Annotated in this window: 21 protein-coding genes; 13 read left to right on the forward strand and 8 right to left on the reverse strand. The window is 50.8% G+C overall.

All coding sequences use genetic code 11. The features are described 5' to 3' along the window. Window positions 1-3 precede the first annotated feature (3 nt). Together SYK_RS09265 and SYK_RS09270 are read right to left on the reverse strand one after the other, a co-directional pair. Window positions 4-819, reverse strand: coding sequence for a DUF4405 domain-containing protein (locus SYK_RS09265; protein ID WP_281759976.1), 816 nt, complete (start codon window positions 817-819; stop codon window positions 4-6). A 151-nt stretch (window positions 820-970) separates the two neighbouring features. Further along, window positions 971-1,468 (reverse strand): Spy/CpxP family protein refolding chaperone, encoded by a 498-nt coding sequence (locus SYK_RS09270; RefSeq protein WP_281759977.1) that lies wholly within the window; start codon window positions 1,466-1,468, stop codon window positions 971-973. A 281-nt stretch (window positions 1,469-1,749) separates the two neighbouring features. Here SYK_RS09270 and SYK_RS09275 point away from each other — a divergent pair, with 281 nt between their 5' ends. From SYK_RS09275 to SYK_RS09315, 9 genes are all read left to right on the forward strand, one after another. Next, window positions 1,750-1,953: an FmdB family zinc ribbon protein gene (locus tag SYK_RS09275; protein ID WP_281759978.1), complete on the forward strand. Its 204-nt coding sequence runs from the start codon at window positions 1,750-1,752 to the stop codon at window positions 1,951-1,953. 178 nt (window positions 1,954-2,131) lie between these two features. Beyond that, window positions 2,132-2,590: a deoxycytidylate deaminase gene (locus tag SYK_RS09280; protein ID WP_281759979.1), complete on the forward strand. Its 459-nt coding sequence runs from the start codon at window positions 2,132-2,134 to the stop codon at window positions 2,588-2,590. Next, complete coding sequence (gene ribD / locus SYK_RS09285) at window positions 2,562-3,698, forward strand: bifunctional diaminohydroxyphosphoribosylaminopyrimidine deaminase/5-amino-6-(5-phosphoribosylamino)uracil reductase RibD (protein ID WP_281759980.1); 1,137 nt, start codon at window positions 2,562-2,564, stop codon at window positions 3,696-3,698. Before SYK_RS09280 ends, ribD begins: the two co-directional genes overlap by 29 nt. Window positions 3,699-3,799: 101 nt before the next feature. After that, window positions 3,800-4,369 carry an SAM-dependent methyltransferase gene (locus SYK_RS09290; protein ID WP_281759981.1) on the forward strand — a complete coding sequence of 190 codons (570 nt, stop codon included), beginning with the start codon at window positions 3,800-3,802 and terminating at the stop codon, window positions 4,367-4,369. A 41-nt stretch (window positions 4,370-4,410) separates the two neighbouring features. Continuing rightward, window positions 4,411-5,064: a TetR/AcrR family transcriptional regulator gene (locus SYK_RS09295; RefSeq protein ID WP_281759982.1), complete on the forward strand. Its 654-nt coding sequence runs from the start codon at window positions 4,411-4,413 to the stop codon at window positions 5,062-5,064. A 48-nt stretch (window positions 5,065-5,112) separates the two neighbouring features. After that, on the forward strand, window positions 5,113-5,874 hold the full coding sequence (locus SYK_RS09300) for a substrate-binding periplasmic protein (protein WP_281759983.1): 762 nt from the start codon (window positions 5,113-5,115) through the stop codon (window positions 5,872-5,874). Window positions 5,875-5,936: 62 nt separating this feature from the next. Further along, on the forward strand, window positions 5,937-6,596 hold the full coding sequence (locus SYK_RS09305) for a riboflavin synthase (protein ID WP_281759984.1): 660 nt from the start codon (window positions 5,937-5,939) through the stop codon (window positions 6,594-6,596). 70 nt (window positions 6,597-6,666) lie between these two features. After that, complete coding sequence (locus SYK_RS09310; RefSeq protein WP_281759985.1) at window positions 6,667-7,206, forward strand: cysteine hydrolase family protein; 540 nt, start codon at window positions 6,667-6,669, stop codon at window positions 7,204-7,206. Window positions 7,207-7,805: 599 nt separating this feature from the next. After that, window positions 7,806-8,126, forward strand: coding sequence for a DUF5684 domain-containing protein (locus tag SYK_RS09315; RefSeq protein WP_281759986.1), 321 nt, complete (start codon window positions 7,806-7,808; stop codon window positions 8,124-8,126). 77 nt (window positions 8,127-8,203) lie between these two features. Here the strand turns inward: SYK_RS09315 and leuS are convergent, their stop codons facing one another. The 6 genes from leuS to SYK_RS09345 form a co-directional block, all read right to left on the reverse strand. After that, window positions 8,204-10,705: a leucine--tRNA ligase gene (gene leuS / locus SYK_RS09320; RefSeq protein ID WP_281759987.1), complete on the reverse strand. Its 2,502-nt coding sequence runs from the start codon at window positions 10,703-10,705 to the stop codon at window positions 8,204-8,206. A 27-nt stretch (window positions 10,706-10,732) separates the two neighbouring features. Beyond that, on the reverse strand, window positions 10,733-11,179 hold the full coding sequence (gene nusB, locus SYK_RS09325; protein ID WP_281759988.1) for a transcription antitermination factor NusB: 447 nt from the start codon (window positions 11,177-11,179) through the stop codon (window positions 10,733-10,735). Window positions 11,180-11,182: 3 nt separating this feature from the next. Beyond that, window positions 11,183-11,650, reverse strand: a complete 468-nt coding sequence (ribH, locus tag SYK_RS09330) for a 6,7-dimethyl-8-ribityllumazine synthase (protein ID WP_281759989.1) — start codon at window positions 11,648-11,650, stop codon at window positions 11,183-11,185. A 77-nt stretch (window positions 11,651-11,727) separates the two neighbouring features. Beyond that, a complete protein-coding gene (locus tag SYK_RS09335; protein WP_281759990.1) occupies window positions 11,728-12,948 on the reverse strand; it encodes a bifunctional 3,4-dihydroxy-2-butanone-4-phosphate synthase/GTP cyclohydrolase II in 1,221 nt (406 codons plus the stop codon). Window positions 12,949-13,183: 235 nt separating this feature from the next. Continuing rightward, window positions 13,184-13,957 (reverse strand): GGDEF domain-containing protein, encoded by a 774-nt coding sequence (locus tag SYK_RS09340; protein ID WP_281759991.1) that lies wholly within the window; start codon window positions 13,955-13,957, stop codon window positions 13,184-13,186. A 133-nt stretch (window positions 13,958-14,090) separates the two neighbouring features. Next, window positions 14,091-14,822 (reverse strand): glycosyltransferase, encoded by a 732-nt coding sequence (locus tag SYK_RS09345; protein WP_281759992.1) that lies wholly within the window; start codon window positions 14,820-14,822, stop codon window positions 14,091-14,093. A gap of 526 nt (window positions 14,823-15,348) precedes the next feature. Between SYK_RS09345 and lptE the strand changes: the two genes are divergently transcribed. Genes lptE through SYK_RS09365 form a run of 4 tightly spaced genes read left to right on the forward strand, consistent with a single transcriptional unit; the run spans window position 15,349 to window position 17,802 of the window. Continuing rightward, entirely contained in the window at window positions 15,349-15,846 is a 498-nt protein-coding gene (gene lptE / locus SYK_RS09350; protein ID WP_281759993.1) for an LPS assembly lipoprotein LptE, read from the forward strand. Window positions 15,847-15,853: 7 nt separating this feature from the next. Beyond that, on the forward strand, window positions 15,854-16,849 hold the full coding sequence (locus SYK_RS09355) for a DNA polymerase III subunit delta (RefSeq protein ID WP_281759994.1): 996 nt from the start codon (window positions 15,854-15,856) through the stop codon (window positions 16,847-16,849). Continuing rightward, entirely contained in the window at window positions 16,846-17,529 is a 684-nt protein-coding gene (radC, locus tag SYK_RS09360; protein WP_281759995.1) for a RadC family protein, read from the forward strand. Before SYK_RS09355 ends, radC begins: the two co-directional genes overlap by 4 nt. After that, window positions 17,530-17,802 carry an acylphosphatase gene (locus SYK_RS09365; protein WP_281759996.1) on the forward strand — a complete coding sequence of 91 codons (273 nt, stop codon included), beginning with the start codon at window positions 17,530-17,532 and terminating at the stop codon, window positions 17,800-17,802. Window positions 17,803-17,857: the final 55 nt, after the last annotated feature.

The following is a 17,857-nucleotide window of genomic DNA, read 5'->3' on the forward strand; positions in this document are numbered from 1 at the left end:
CTGCTACTTGCCTTTGATAATCAGATAAACGTCCTTGGGAGTACTGTCGTGCTTCTCGGCCAAGGACTTGAAGGAACTTTCAGGAGTGGCGTCCATGCCTGCAGCCTTGAGCTTCGCAAGGACTTCGTCAACGTCGAGACCATACGTGTTGCACACATCCCCAACCTTAAGCTTACCTGTACCAGCAGGGGGGACGGCAGGCATTCCCTTATACAAATCAACATCCTGACCGCCACGGATGGTGTCATAAACCTGCTGCGGACTGACACCCTTGGAACGGGCTATGTCTTTGATGAGAGACTGCTCGTTGATGGTGGAATCATATCCGGCAGCGTGAAGAGTCTCCACAGCCTTTGCCGCGTCAAGGCCAAGAAAACCACAAAACTTCATGAGAGGGCTAGTTTCGGCGTGACCATACGGCGGATTGCCATAGGTCGTTGTTGCTTCGTCCTTTATCTCGGCAGAAAAATCGAGCAACTGCTGCATGGGTGGCAACCCGAGCAATGTGCCAACAAGCACGAAAAGCGTCAGAACCAGACTGATGACCATAGGAACAGTCAAAATCACAAGCTCACGCGCCCGATTCTTCATGTAGGCCATGAGTGGCTTCCAGTTCAACCAGATATGCAGGAACATGGCGACCAAGAAAAGCGTTCCCACGGTAGTATGGATGTCCCCCCACTGGGTTTTGGTTAAACCGAGCAGATGCCAGTCAGCCCAGTAGGCCACGCGCCCCTCGGGTACAACGTACAAAATCACGCTGGTCAACAGCGTGATGAGAAAAGACAAAAGGCCTGTCAGGGATGTAATTTTCCTCATGGTCAAAATGCCTCCTCAAAAAGATGCATACTCCACTGTACTGAATTTTACGCGTGAAGCTATCCGAAGTTTATTATTATTTGCGGGACGGCCGCCACCATGGCAGACCGTCCCGCAAGCGTCCTGTTTTCCTGGTTATAGGAAATATTATCTAGTTAAAACGGGGGCCCTGACCGTTGCAGTTATATCCGTCGCCACGTCCCTGACCATAACAATCGCCATTATATCCACGTCCCTGACGTTGTCCGGGACCACGACCGTTGAATGCTACGATACCGGTTTCTTTTTCAAGTTCAGCACGCATGGAATCACGGGTGTCGCGCATCTGAGCACGCAGCTTGGTCATATCAGTCGTCAGCTTGGTGATCTTCTGCTCATCGGCATTGCCACCGTTAACCATGGCCTGCAAAGTGGCGTGTTTTGCCCACATCTGATCACGCAGCTCGGTGAATTTGGGCTGGTACTTATCAAAGATCTTGTCGACTGCAACCTGCTTTTCCGGGGTCAACTGACTGTATACACCGTTGCCGCCGCAACCGTTTCCAGCCCTTTGACCGTGTCCATACCCTTGACCAGCCATTGCCATTGCGGCCATGCTCAGGACCAGGACAGCTGCCAAAGCCGTGATGGTGATGTTCTTTTTGTTCATTGTTCCTCCGAAAATATTAAAATGTTTTTTGCAATCAGGATGAAGAGAGTGTGTGTTATCTTCTGTGACTTATTAAGCACACACCGTGCCAACATTTTAACAGTTCGATTTAAAAGAATAATTCAAAAAGGTCTTCACGCTCAAAGTCTACTTTTGTGCATTTTTATGCACACACATTGCACAAATCACGTGCAATGTGCAAGCGACATTCCTTGACATCATGAACAAAAGTCTCACATTGACAGCAGGACACAACTTGAACGTCAATCCAAGGTAATGCAATGCCCATATACGAATACATCTGCAAAGAATGCGACAATGAGTTCGAAGAACTTGTCTTTTCTCAAGACGCCACTGTGGTCTGTCCAAAATGTGGCTCGGAAAAGACAGAAAAGCTCATGAGCGCCTGCGCCGTAAAGACTGACGGCGGAGGCCTCAACCTCGATGCATTGCAGGACTCCGGCTGCGGCTCCGGCGGCGGCTGAGGCATCTAGATTCCGCACCCCGGTCCGGGGGGCGATCCCTTTTTCACGATGACTGTTGACGCTCACAGTCCACTGTCACGAAGCATGGTGTACAGCCATATGCACCGTTTCCTTTCCTTGTAAGAAATGATAGATAAATCAAACCGGTTTCCACACCTTGACCGTTCGAGGAGCTTCCATGTCGAACAGATTACCTTGGCCTGAATACTTCATGCGCATTGCCCATTTGGTGGCCCAGCGCTCCACCTGCACCCGCCGCGCCGTGGGTGCCATAGCCGTACGCGACAAGCGTATCCTCGCAACCGGTTACAACGGTGTGCCCACCAACATCGCCCATTGTGAAGAGGTCGGATGTCTTCGCGACAAGCTCAACATTCCATCTGGAGAACGCCATGAGCTGTGCCGGGGGCTCCACGCCGAACAAAATGTCATCATCCAGGCAGCCACGCACCAGTTGGACCTCAAGGGATGCGACATCTACTGCACCACCAAGCCGTGTATCCTTTGCACCAAGATGCTCATCAACTGCGAAGTAGAAAATATATACTTTTCCGAAAACTACCCTGACGAGTTATCCGAAGAAATGCTCGCCGAGGCTGGAGTGAACTATGTGTTCATGGAAGGCGAATTCATCTAGAGACGAACAATTTATGGCCGAGGCCATAGACCTGGCCTATCAAGGGCGCGGCACCACTGCGCCCAATCCCTGCGTCGGAGCGGTCCTCGTGGATGGCGACCAAATCGTCGCCCGAGGGTGGCATACTCGATACGGCCAACTTCATGCGGAACGGGAATGTCTGGCCCATGCCAGTAAAAAAGGCGTCGATCCAACAGGGCTGACCATGTTCGTCACCCTTGAACCGTGTAACCACCACGGTAAAACGCCTCCCTGCACCGAAGCCATCATTGAAGCAGGCATCACCAAAGTCGTTATCGGCACTCGTGACCCCAACCCCGTTGCCGCTGGCGGCGTGGAAAAACTACAAAGCCACGGTATCGAAATCGTGGTGGGCGTCCTTGAGCAGCAATGCAAAGACCTCATTGCCGACTTTTTGCTCTGGCAGGACTCGCATTCCCCATTCAACATCATTAAAATGGCTGCGACGCTGGACGGGAAAATCGCATCCAGCGCAAAAAAACCTGAACCGGTTTCCAGCCCGGAGTCTTTTGCTCGTGTCCACGATCTGCGTGGCATGGTCGGAGCCGTTGTCGTCGGCGGCACCACTTTCTACGCCGACAACCCAAGCCTGAACTGTCGCATGGAACAGCTGCCACCAGACTTTATCCAACCTTTTGGCGTGGTCGTCACATCACGGCTCCCAGAAGATCCGGCGGCACACACCCTGCTTAGAAAACGCCCGGAACGAACTATTTTCATGACCACTGAAATAGCGGCTCACAGTGAAGCCGCTGACCGTTTGCGAAGCCGAGGCACCTCGGTCTGGCCTTTGCCGGGACATCCCGGTGGCCTGACTCTCTCCTGTGGGTTCGAACGACTCCGCTATGAAAAAGGATGTCATTACACCTTGTGCGAAGGTGGCGGAAGATTCTCCATGGCCCTCATCCAGCAGGGATTGGCCGACGAAATCGTCCACTTCGTGACCCCTCGCATACTCGGCGACAATACCGCTCCAGCGGCTTACTCTGGCCGCAAATCCATCTCCATGGCTGATTCCGTAGACTTCCGCATCATCAAAACGAAAACTACTGGATCAGATATCATGTTGACTTTACGAACAAAATAATCGCTCAACATACAAACATGAACAAAGGTTCATTTTTTATGTTGACAATATGAACCCGACCTCATATTTGTATTTTATGAACAAACGCCAAGGAGGCATTCATGAACTACGCATATAGAGAACAAGGCAACCACGTCATGTCATGGCGCACTCAATGGACCTTGGACAATCCAATACGGGGGCTCGTCCAGCCACCCAAAAAAATGTTCGGCCATATGGTTACCCCGGGCATGACGGTTATTGACACAGGATGCGGGGTCGGCTTTTTCACCATGGCGTTAGCACGCATGGTAGGAGAAACTGGCAAGGTCATTGCTGTGGACCTTCAGGCTGAAGCATTAGCCAAGCTGGAGGAAAAGGTAGAACGAGCAGGCTTACACAGACGAGTGGAAACGTGGAAATGCGATGCAAATGACATCGGAGTGCTCCCAAAAGCGGACTTCGTTCTTTCTGCATACATGGCGCACGAAGTTCCTGATATCGACATCTACTTTCACCGCATGGCGCAATGCATCAAACGCAATGGGCGCATGCTTTTTGTCGAACCGAAGTTTCACGTCTCTCCCAACAACTATCGCGAAGAAGTTGCTGCTGCCATCAAGGCGGGGTTTGAGCTGGATAGCTTGCCTTCCATATTCTTCAGTCACGCCGTCGTCCTCAGAAAGGGTTGATACCGAACCTCTTGCAGGGTACTTTCGCCTCGGAGCAAACAATGACCGAACAAAACACTATCAGGGTTCCTCAGCAGACCCGAAGTATCGAAAAAAAGAAACGGCTTATGGATGCGGCCATGGCAGAATTCGGCGCAAAGGGGTTCCATGGCACAAATGCCAAGGGAATTGCCAAAGGGGCAGGTGTTTCTGTTGGAACTTTTTACGCCTATTTCACTGATAAAAAAGCAATTCTGTTTGAAATAATCAACCAGCATCTGATCGAAATCGACCAGTCCATATTCAAGACGCTCACCCGCAAGATGGATGAGGGGGCTACGGGCAGAGAAGTGATCGGCCACATTGTCAAACTAGGACATGAAGCACACCATCATTCCCCGGAACTTTTACGGGTCATGCTTTCCATGCAATACATTGACGAAGATTTTAAAGAATATGCTGCAACAGAATTCAATGGCACAACCACAAAGCTGAGTAAATTTCTCAAAACCATGAGCGACCGTCTCCGTATCACCGACATGGAGGCGGCAGCTCAAGTAGTCGCCAACGCGTTTGAAGAAACCATGCACTCGGTGGCGACTGGTCAACCTCATGTTGAACAAGACCGCTTATATAATGCTCTGATCGACATGACTTCCATATATCTTTTCAAAGATCCGGATGCACCGCTTTCCCACCCTTCACAAGATAACTAAAAAATATAACCCCCTTGTCACAATCCCGCACACATCGTAAAGAAAGGTATGCTCAACAGACTTCGACATGTGATTGTATTCATCATCCTCGTTTGCCTACAGGTGGTCACGAGCCATGCGCAGTCAACACCTGATCCGGCAACTCGCCTCACATACCTGACTGAAGAATTCAAACCATATAACTATACAGAAAATAATAGTCAGACAGGATTGGCCGTCGACCTCCTGAAAAAAGCGTGGATGGAAATAAACGTCACCCCGCCGCCTCTTCATTTCCTTCCTTGGACTCGAGCCTACGAAATGCTTGAATCCGAAAAAAACATTGTCCTATTTTCCATGCTCAGAACACCAGAACGAGAAAATCTCTTCAAATGGGCCGGACCGATCGCTCTCTCCACAACTTTTTTTTATGCTAAAGCAGACTCTCCTATCAACATACAGTCTTTCACAGACGCTCAAGGACTGTCTGTTGGCATTGTCAAAGGCTATGCTTCGGAAGGGTTACTCGCGAAAAAAAGTCACATAGTTCGCATCAAATCTCTTAAATCCGTTCAGGCCTGCATTAATATGCTTATATCATCAAGAGTCGATCTCATTTCGTTGGAAGCGCGGACTTTCAACAAAGCTATTCGTGAGAGAGGTCTCGACCCAGACAACTTCAAAACCGTGTGGAAAGTTTCTGAAATGCGATCCTATTACGCCTTCAGCAAAGACGTTCCCGACACGCTGGTTGATCGTTTTCAAAAAGCCATTGACCGGGTCCGCAGTTCCTCTGCCTATGAGGACCTTGTCCGTCGTTATCTTCATTGATCCCGGATTTACACCCGCCCCGCACCCTGATACAAAAGCGCCAGACAACAGCGAGGATTATTATGTTCACAGGATTGGTCATGGGTATGGGCCGTATCGAAGTCGCCGAAAATCGGAGCGCTGAAACGCGATTCCGCATCAAGGCATTATTCGATCTCAACGACATCGAACTGGGGGAATCCATTGCGGTCAACGGCGTCTGCCTGACCGTGGAGACTTTCGGCGATGGCTGGTTCACCTGTTACGCCTCAAAAGAAACCACCTCTGTCACCAGCCTTGGTACATTGCGAATGGGTTCCTCCGTCAATCTGGAACGCGCCATGGCCATGGGTGACCGTTTTGGCGGGCATATCGTATCCGGTCATGTGGACTGCATGGCCGAAGTAGCCGAGATTCGTCCTTCCGGTGAATCAAAGATCTACCGCCTCACCTTTGATGCCGCACACGGCAAATACGTCATCCCCAAAGGCTCCATTACATTGGATGGAATCAGTCTCACCGTCAACGACTGCGCTCCTACGTGGCTTGAGATGAACATCATTCCCGAAACCCAAAAGGTGACAACCATCGGAGATTGGTCTCCTGGCACGACGGTTAACATGGAAACCGACATCATCGGCAAGTACGTGGAGCGCATGGTGACTCCATGGGTCGGAGACAAAGGGGCTGGCGACACCAAGCCGGACATCACCATGGATTATCTTCGGGAACACGGATTTTGATAAAGACACAAGGCACGCTGCAAAGCGTGCCTTTTTTCATACGCACAACTTACGATCAGGAGCAGAATTCATGGCCGACCAGACCGTTCTCGTTGTCATAGATGTTCAGAACATCATGTTTGAAACCCCAGACGAAATTCCCTTTGAAGGCGACCGCGTTCTCAAAACCATTGAAAGCCTTATTGCTTCGGCGCGAGAAAGGAATATTCCGGTACATTACATTCAGCACACCACCGAAGAAGCAGGGTCTGAATTTGAAAAGGACTCCCACAACTGGTTGTTCAAGCCTGAAATTGCTCCGCAGAATGGCGACCTCGTTTCCTTTAAATCTTCTTACGACGCATTCTGGGATACTGATTTTGATGCCAACCTCAAAAAGCTCGGAGCCAAAAAACTTGTCTTCTGTGGGCTTCAGACTGAATGTTGTGTGGATACCACTATTCGAAGTGCGTTGGTCCATGGATATGATAATGTTTTGATTGGTGATGCGCATACTTCATACGACAATGGGGTGCTCACGGGGGAGCAAATTGTGGGTCATCATAATCAGACCTTGAACAGGCGATTTTGTCAGGTTGTTATGGCGAGGGATTTTTGCTTCGATGAATAATTAAAGCAGTCGGGGTTTAACCCCCGACGGGAAATAAGAAATAAGGAAGGGCTGCTTTCATGCGGCCTTTTTCTTTGAAGATGCGCCTTCGGCGAGAGTCATTGTTGGGTGTTGAAGCACCCCAAGGCCCTTTATGGATAACGAAGAGCCTCAAATCAAGAATGGACACCTACACCGAGAAACATCTTAAAGCGACGGACAATTGATAGCGAACCTTAGAGCCTGTCTAGCGCGGCGAAGCGTGGCCCGACCGAGTCTGTGTCACAGACAATCCTGTCGGGCAGTAAAGCCGCGTACAGGCTCTTAGGTCCGCTATCAGGCTCACAACGAAGAAGGCGTTTTTTGCCTCCTTTTTTTCGCCTCAAAAAAAGCAGGTCGCCGTAAAGGCGAAACCTTTGAAATAATACTGTTTGCATTTTCACTACGAAAGCACGCAACGCTCACCAAAAAAAACAAGTCCCTTTCCTTCATCTTCGCTACGAAACCTGCTTACCTTTCTCTTCTCTTTTCAAACAAAAACTCCCCCCCCCGTTGACCCAAACCAACTATCCATATATTCAAGTCAGAACATTCAAGACCATATACGAGGAGTTCCCTGAATGATGACTTTGATCAACATCGCAATTATTGTCGCCGTTTGTATCGGTATGTGGAAGACTTTTGAAAAAGCGGGAGAATACGGCTGGGCCTGCCTCATTCCCTTCTATAACCTGTGGGTTCTCAATCGCATGGGTGGCAAGGAATGGTACTGGTTCATCGGCTACTTCATTCCGGTGGTAAACATCATCTTGATGATTCTGCTTTCCATTGCGCTGGCCAAAAAATTCGGACAGCCCGGTGTCTTTGCAGCTGGCCTTTTCCTACTTCCTTTCATCTTCTATCCCATTCTCGGCTTCGGCGAATCCAAATATCAGAAATAAACGCACACCAATCCACACAAAAAAGCCCGGAAGGACAACATCCTTCCGGGCTTCTATTTGATTCAATTAACGTCTTTCTAATTGGCTACAATATTTACCAATTTATTAGGAATAACGATCACCTTACGAACGGTTTTACCTTCGATAAATTTGACCACATTCTCCATTTCGAGAGCGATCTTTTCCGCGTTTTCCTTGGGGGCATTGTTAGGTGCCTGGAACTTGCCACGCATCTTGCCGTTGACCTGAACAACCATGGTCACTTCATCCTTGACCAGAGCCTTCTCATCAAAAGTCGGCCAGGACTGAGAAGTCATGCCAGTCTCATGCCCCATGGAATGCCACAATTCCTCACAGATATGAGGAGTCACCGGGGACAACAGGGTCACAGCTGTTGCAATAGCCGAAGACATGGCCTTAGGATCGGACTCTTTGAGTTCATCCTTGACGTGGTACATCTCATTGACCAATTCCATGACAGCCGCAATGACCGTATTGAATTGGAATTCATTTTCGATGTCCCGCGTAGCGCGACGAATGGTGTCGTGTTCCTTGAACCGAAGTTTCTTGGCGGCTTCGGACTGCGGATCATTAGCAGCCGTAGGAAGAACCGGCTCCAGCACACCTTCCATCTCTTCCACTAAGCGCCAGAGGCGGCTCAGGAAACGGAATGCACCTTCGATACCTTGGTCAGACCACTCAAGTTCCTTGACCGGCGGTGAAGCGAACAGAATGAACAAACGAGTTGCATCTGCGCCGTACTGGTTGATCATGGAATTAGGGTCAACCACGTTGCCCTTGGACTTGGACATCTTGCCGCCGTCCTTAAGCACCATGCCCTGCGTCAACAGGTTGGAAAAAGGCTCGCTTGCCGAGACAAACCCGGTATCACGCAGAGCCTTTGTAAAGAAACGGGAATAGAGCAGATGCAGAATAGCATGCTCAATACCACCTATATACTGATCCACGTTCATCCAGTAATCCAGATGTTCAGCGCCCAGCGCTTCCTCGTCATTGCGCGGGTCACAATAGCGCATGTAGTACCAGGAAGATTCAAAGAATGTATCAAAAGTATCGGTCTCGCGACGGGCAGCCTTGCCACACTTAGGACATTCGCAATTCACGAATTCTTCCATGGTGGGCAGCGGAGACTTGCCGTCCTTGCGAACCTGTGCGTTTTCCGGCAGCAGTATAGGAAGCTGATCCTCGGGGACCGGCACCACACCGCATTCTTCGCAGTAGATAACCGGGATGGGAGCACCCCAGAAACGCTGACGGGAAACGTTCCAGTCACGCAGACGGTAATTGACCGCCATCTTTCCCTTGCCGGACTCGTCCAGATGCTCAACCACGGCCTTCTTGGCAGACTCATTAGCCATACCATCGAACTCACCGGAGTTAATCAGGAATCCGGGGTCAGTGTAGGCGGTGTCCAGATCGGCAGCGTTCAACACTTCACCCTTGTCATGCATTTCCGACGGGTTGATAACCGCCTGCATGGGCAACTCGTATTTGGTGGCGAACTCGAAATCGCGCTGATCGTGAGCAGGAACGGCCATAACTGCGCCGGTCCCATAGCCCATGAGCACGAAGTTGGCCACAAAGATGGGGATATCCTTGCCTGTGACCGGGTTCACGCAGTACTTGCCTGTGAAAATACCTTCTTTTTCCAGATCGTCAGCACCGCGTTTGATGCGGTCCATATTCCGAATATTGTTAACGAACGCCTCGACTTCAGCCTTATTGTCGGCATCAGCGATGAGTGCTTCCACTAACGGATGCTCTGCTGCCACGGACATGAAGGTCGCACCATAGAGGGTGTCAGGGCGGGTAGTGAAGACATCGATGGTCTCTACCATATCCTTGATCTGAAAGGTCAACTCAGCACCGTAGGACTTGCCAATCCAGTTGCGCTGCATGGTCAACACGCGCTCCGGCCAGCCGCCTTCAAGACCTTCAAGGTCTTTCAACAACTCGTCGGCGTAGTCGGTGATGCGCAAGAACCACTGTTCCATGTCCTTTTGCTCGACTTCGGATTCACAACGCCAACACAATCCTTCTTCCACCTGCTCGTTAGCGAGCACGGTGTTACAGGTAGGACACCAGTTCTGGGGAGAATCCTTGCGGTAGGCAAGGCCCTTTTCCAAGAACTTGAGGAAAAACTTTTGTTCCCACTTGTAATATTCAGGACGACAGGTCGCGAGTTCACGACGCCAGTCATAGGAATATCCGAGACGCTGCAATTGCTCACGCATCTCGTCGATGTTCTGATATGTCCACTTGGCCGGATGGGTCTCATTCTTGATGGCCGCATTCTCGGCGGGCAAACCAAACGCATCCCACCCCATGGGGTGCAACACGTTAAAGCCCTGCATGGACTTGAAACGCGCAACCACATCACCGATGGAGTAATTGCGCACATGGCCCATGTGAATTTTGCCGGAAGGATACGGAAACATCTCCAGCACATAGTATTTCGGCTTACCGGGATCGGTTTCGACTTCAAAGCAACCGGACTCTTTCCAAATGTCCTGCCACTTCTTCTCGATAGCTTCCGGGTTATATTTTCCTAAAGCCATGATGGAACCTTTTATGATTTGAAATGCTTATTTATTGAGAGACTTGGCCACGCCGTCCAGAATGCCGTTCACAAAGGAACGGGACTTGCCGTCCCCAAAGGCTTTGGACAGTTCAATGGCCTCGTTGATGGCGGCCTTGACCGGAATATCGGTGAACATCATCTCGTAAAGCGAAAGTCGCAAAATGGACAATTCCACAACGGCGATGCGGGAGATCTTCCAATGCTGAGTGTTTTCATCAATGGTCTTGTCGATTGCTTCACAATTGACGTCCACGCCCATAACCAAATCATGAGCGAAATCACGTGCAGTTTCGGACTCCTGATCCAGCACCGAAGGACAGATGGAAAACAGGGTTTCCATATCCATAGGATTCTTGGTGTCGCGAAAACGCATTGAGTAAAGCACCTGAAAAGCCAGAGTACGTCCCACTCTGCGAATGCCGGGCCGATTGCCCTTTTTCTTGCCAGCCATAAACTAGAGCTGCTCCAAGACACGGATAGTCTCAAGCAGTGCGGAAGCAGCTTCCACGCCCTTGTTACCACCCTTGGAACCGGCTCGTTCAATAGCCTGATCAAGAGAGTCACAGGTCAGCAGACCGAAGCCCATGGGCACACCGGTTTCCATGCTAGCCTGAGCCACGCCCTTGGCGCACTCGTTGCATACGTAGTCAAAATGCGGAGTGGCGCCACGAATGACGGCACCAAGCACGACCACGCCGTCGTAATCGCCGGAGCGAGCCAACTTCTGCGCGGCAATGGGGAGCTCGAAGGCACCGGGTAGTCGAACCAAGGTCAGATCTTCTTCACTTCCGCCGTGACGGACCAAATAGTCCACGGCACCGGAAATGAGGCGATCAACGATAAAATCGTTGAAACGAGCCGCAACGATGGCGAACTTCAGCCCCTGGGCATTCAATTGTCCTTCGACAGTCTTTATAGACATGGTATTTTCTCCCTACACAATAAAATATATGCAATGTATTACGGTAGCAATTCCTGAAAAGTCAAATCTGACAGGGTTTATTCGTCGCCCGTCTCATTAACATGCAGCAGGTGCCCCATCTTGTCTTGTTTGGTCTTGAGATACTTTTCATTCAACTTGCATGCACCGATTTCGATGGGCACACGCTCGGTGACCTCAAGTCCGTAGCCTTCCAAACCAACCATTTTTTTGGGATTGTTGGTCATAAGGCGCATTTTGGACACGCCGAGCGCTACAAGAATCTGAGCACCGGTGCCGTATTCACGCAGATCCGGCGGGAAACCAAGTTTCACGTTGGCTTCAACAGTGTCGTAACCCTGATCCTGCAAATGATACGCCTTGATCTTGTTACCAAGACCGATACCACGTCCTTCCTGTCGCATGTAAACCAGCACACCCTTGCCCTCATTACGAATCATGCACATGGCATCGGCCAACTGAGGACCACAATCGCAACGCAGAGAACCAAACACATCACCAGTCAGGCACTCGGAATGCACACGGACCAGAGTCGGTTCGTCAGGGTGAATATCGCCCATATACAGAGCAATATGGGTCTTACCGTCGGCTTCGGAATTAAAGGCGGCGGATTTGAAGTTACCCCAGCGTGTGGGCAACTTGGCTTCGCCGACCTTGGTCACGGACTGCCCGTCAAACTTCATGCGATAGGCAATAAGGTCAGCCACGGAGCAAATCTTGAGATCATGCTTCTCAGCGTAGACTTCAAGGTCGGGCATCCGAGCCATGGAACCGTCTTCGTTCATGATTTCGCAAATCACGGCAGCGGGCTTGAACCCGGCCAGACGGGCGATGTCAGAACCGCCTTCAGTCTGCCCTGCGCGCACGAGCACGCCGCCATCTTTGGCGCGAAGAGGAAAAATATGTCCGGGGGTCACGATGGATTCCGGGGATGCGCCGTCCTCGACTGCGGCCAGCACGGTGGTGGCACGGTCTGCGGCAGATATGCCGGTGGTGACACCTTCGCGGGCCTCAATGGAGACCGTGAAATTTGTTCCGAAACCGGATTCGTTCTTCTTGGCCATGAGTTCCAAGCCAAGAGCGTCAGCCATTTCATTATTCATGGGCAGACAGATCAAACCACGACCATATGTAGCCATGAAGTTGATCAACTCCGGTGTTACCGCTTCAGCGGCACAAACGAGATCGCCTTCGTTTTCACGATCCTCGTCGTCCACCATGATGACCATTTTGCCCTGGCGGATATCCTCAATGGCTTCTTCAATTTTGCACAGTGCCATGTCTTCGCACCTCAATATTATTTTTTCCCAATTTCCATGCACAGGCTTCGCCTGCCACACTCCCATCGGGGACACATTACTTAACGTAAAAGATCACGGTGGGAAAGGGGAAAAATCTATGTTAAAAATTGTTACATATCAGACTGATGCAAAGTCGATGGATGCAACCAAGCCTTTGCAACGACAGCCTGCGTCACAAAAATAGTCATTTAAAGACCAATGGCAATGGATAAAATCAGACTAAGGGAATCTGTCGATCACTTTTAGGGACAAAGGAAAGAACCTGATTTCTGCCATTTTTCTTCGCCCGATGCATGGTGTTGTCGGCAGCGAGGACAAAGGCGTCTCTCGTACTTCCTTTACAATTTTTAACCGAGCGAAGATCGGCCACGCCGCAACTAATTGTCACTTTGACCTGCGGCCCCTCCAGACTGATGTCATTCACCTCCACGACCATACGGAGTTTCTCGGCCACCAAAACGGCCTGATCCGCCAATGTTTCAGGAAGCAGAACAACAAACTCCTCCCCGCCATATCGCGCCACAATGTCCGAAGTACGAACATTAGCCGAAAGCAGACGAGAAACCTCGGCCAGCGCCATATCACCAAGGGGATGCCCAAAAGAATCGTTGACCCTTTTGAAATGGTCTATATCAATCATGATCATGGACAAGGAATTGCCATACCGAAACGCCCGATCCACCTCTTCATCCAGACGGTCAAAAAACCAACGTCGGTTTGGCAATCCTGTCAGATCATCATGAGCCGAGAGCGTGGAAATCTTGTCGTGCGCCTCTTCAATCAATCGCATGAATCGAGTGGCACAATAAAGGGACAAGCCAAGCACCATGGCCGCAGCCAATAACGGAGTAATCTGCGCATAAGGTTGATCAGGATAAAACAACACAGGAAACACGGAAAGGACCAACAGAGCCATTGAGATGCCTGCATGAAACGTAAAAATACGCCATGCAGTTTTTCTGTTTTCCAATTTATTGATCATTGTCATTTATTGATTCCTCGTGATGGCAAGTATGAGCGCACTGTAAAAAACATCGACGAAAAAAGAAAGACCGCTGTTCTGACACACAAGGGAATCGGAACAGCGGCTGTACTACAAAACTTTTCCCGTCTACGGGACATCATGCCAAAGCAAGCCCCCCGGAAAAAGGACGTTCCAGTTCGCTGATACTGACGTCACGCTCGGCGGCCAGTCGATCAAGCAGCCCCATCTGTCGTCTGGAGAGAGCACTGCAATCAAGACTTCGACCAGCGTCATAAACCCCAACCACTTCTTCAATGACGGTGACACTGTGCGCACGACGGTGCCAATGAAGGATATTGAGATAGTCGGCCTCGTATTTGCCACGATATTTCCAACCACCGCATCTATCCACCACCAACCGACGTGAAAGGCACAGGCACAGCGGATCTATATTGCCAGGACGAATCATGGAGCCGGAGTCGAACACCGGCAGAAACGGCTGGTCAAAGGCGAGCTGTGTGTCGATACGGCCAACGACCATCTCGGCATCGAAATGTTTAATATATTGCCTGAGGGCATATGGCTTGATGACATTGTCGTCATCCAGAAAAAGTATTTTTTCCCCGGAAGCCACCTTGAGCAGCATATCGCGGATGCCGTTCCCCCAGTCATTGTCCCTGGGCAGATTAAAAGCTCTGACCACATAGTCCGCCGTGGGGGTTTTCCCCTTGACGCCGTCAAAGCCTATAAGAATTTCGATCTGCCCTTTCTCCAATCCAGCGAACCGGGCCGCCTCATCCACGGATGAAACCGCTTTTTGCAAAGCCTTGGGCCTGTTGCCGGTGGAGGGAATAATCACCGAAAAAAGTATATCGCCGTCCCTGGCCATATCCAATCTCCCTCCCCGCGTCCTTGCGGGTTTGAAGGGTCTCCCAACCCCTACATTGTCTCCCGAAACACCGAATATAATCCGGCGATTCATAAAACTTATCGGCGAAGTTTAAACAATCTTTAGGGGGGTGTAATATTTTCGTTTCGAACAGTGAACTGAAGGACGAAGAGGGGAGGAAGCTGCGCGCGACGATCAGCTTCTTGCCGCCGATCACCGGGCTGCCAAACTAGAAAAGGACTTTTTTTCGGCCCTTTTTTTGCCCCAACACCCCCCCCCGCCGGGAGGGCATGGAAAACGTTGGGTGCTCCGGCACCCAACAATGACTCTCGCCAAAGGCGCATCTTTCAATAAAAAAGGCCGCATGGAAGCGGCTCTTCCTCACTTCTTCTTTCCCTTCGGGGTTTAAACCCCGACTTCTTCAGGCCCACCGCCCAGTTGCCCCTTCCCAATCATATCAAAGTGGACCTTTACGCAATTTCCCATTACTATTCCTCAATTCAAAAGCCCGACATGGAGACCAAACATGAACTCTCTTCGATATAGCGTTCTTTTTCTCATCCTGATTCTCACCGGATGCGGCGGCTACACCTTCGGCGAAGGCAACTCTTCCGTACTCCCTCCAGAATACCACACCATTGCCGTCCGAGAAGTCACCAATCCGACAACACTCTCATGGCTGGAACCACGCATTCGCAAACTCCTCCGAGATGAACTAAACAACCGTGGCACCTTCACATGGGTCGACAACCAAGACCGAGCAGATTCCGTTATTTCCATCAAAATAACCAAGTACTATCGCCCAACCGCAGTTTCCGGCGGCAGTGATGAAACTCTCCGTTCCGTTGCCAAATTCACCTTCAACGCAGTCATCCGATCCACAACTGACGACTCTGTACTCTGGCAATCAGGTGATATGTATCAGGACTGGCCCTTTTTCACCGGCGACGAAGCCGAGGCTGATGCCGAAGTAACCCGACTCGGTATCAGACGACTGGCTGACCGCATGACCCAGAACTACTAGGCACGCCATGAACCGCCCAAAATATCTTTTTCTGATCTGCCCGGACCCGCAACTCATCAAGACCCAAATTGATGAACGACTCAAAGCGTCTAGCCAAAATGACTGGGAAACCAAAACATTCTGGGGTGATGACGAAGAACCTCTGCCAAACACGTTTTGGACCGACCTGACCATCAAATCACTTTTCCCTCAGCCCAAGGCGTTGGTTGTCCGCCGCGCCCACACCCTCAAGGCTGACCACTGGGACAAACTCGACGCCGGGGTCAAAGGCCTTGGCAGCGACATTTTCCCCATCTTCTGTCTAGAAGGTCAATGGAAAGGAAAAACCCCACCGGTTCCCGTCGCACTGTCCCGTCGCGGCCTTTTCAAAAAGGCAAAAAAAGAAAATTGGATATGGGAATCGAAAGGCCTTGATCAACGCTCCCTGACCGATTTCGTCAAAGCATGGGCAGCGCGAGAAGGATTGACCTTCGAACCCGGCGCTGGACAAGCCTTGGCTTTTGCCCTGCCCATGGACGCTGTAGCCGCACGTCTGGAGCTTGACAAAATCGAATTGGCCACAGGCGATGAACGTACAGTTCGTCGAGAACACGTCGACCTCGTGGCGCAAACCGGTGAAATGCCCTTTTTCGATCTCATGGATGCTTTGGGTCAACCCGGAGCTGAAGTTTCAGTATGGAAACGGGTCCTCGACGACCATGCCAAATCGGCCAAAGATCAGATGCTGTTCAATCTCATCGGATTTCTGGCAAGTCAGGCCCGTATGTACTGGATGCTTGCCAATGGGGAGAACCCCAAGGGCAACCCTTATATGCTGAAAAAGAAAGCCCCAATCGCCCAACGACTGGGCAGAGCCGGTGTCGCCCGCATGATCGACCTGGCCCTTGAGGCTGAACTGTCGCTCAAAACCGGTGAACGCAGATATGAAGAGGCGCTGGATATCCTCATGGCCGGATTAATTGACCTGTTTCAACCCAAACGTCAAACCCGCCGTGCCCGATGACCAAACCTGACACACCGCATTATCTTGGACACCGCCAACGCCTCAAAGCCAAACTCGTGGACAACAGCCGCAGTCTGGCGGACTACGAAATCATGGAGCTTGTGCTAGCACAGGTCCTGCCTCGTCGGGACACCAAACCACTGGCAAAAGAACTGATCGACAGATTCGGCTCGCTCAAAAGTGCAATCACGGCCCGCCCCGATCAGTTAGACACAGTCAAAGGTGTTGGCCCGGCGGTCACGGCCCACTGGATATTATTGCAGGAACTCTACGCCAGACTGGGAGAAGCGCAGGCCCGAAGCGGCATACCGCTTTCCGACCCCAGAGATGTCGCCGAAGCCGCAATGGCAAGGCTCGGAGGCAAAGGCGTCGAAGAATTCTGGACTGCATTTCTCGACTCGAAGAACAGAGTCATCGCATGGGAGAAAGTTGGCAATGGCACAGTCAATGCCGCGCCAGTATTCCCCCGTGAGATCATTGCCATGGCCCTTCGATTGGAAGCCGTCAGCATCATACTCGCGCACAACCATCCCGGCGGCGATCCCACTCCTTCCAAAGAAGACATACTGCTGACCGGTATGATTAAGGAAGCCGCACAGAATCTGGATATAGCCGTACACGATCATATCGTGGTCACAGACACGGACTATTACAGTTTTTATGAGGGAGGATATCTCTAGATGCATCAATTCCACGCCACCATCCACGGGAAAGTACAAGGTGTTTGGTTCAGGGCATGGACCCGTGACACAGCTCGCGAATTGGGCGTGACAGGTTGGGTACGCAACCTGCCAGATGGAAATGTGGAAACACTGGCTCAAGGCAACCCGGAATTACTCAGTAAATTTGAACGCGACCTCTGGGAAGGACCACCCCTGGCGCGAGTTACAAAGATAAACACAACCCAATCTGAAACCGACGAAATCATCCCTTCCTTCTCTATCCGCCGCTAAAAACAGTTTTTTTACAATAATAATATACTTGCAAACAGGAATTAACGACTTATTA

The sequence above is a fragment of the Pseudodesulfovibrio nedwellii genome, assembly GCF_027923765.1.
Lineage (GTDB): Bacteria > Desulfobacterota > Desulfovibrionia > Desulfovibrionales > Desulfovibrionaceae > Pseudodesulfovibrio > Pseudodesulfovibrio nedwellii.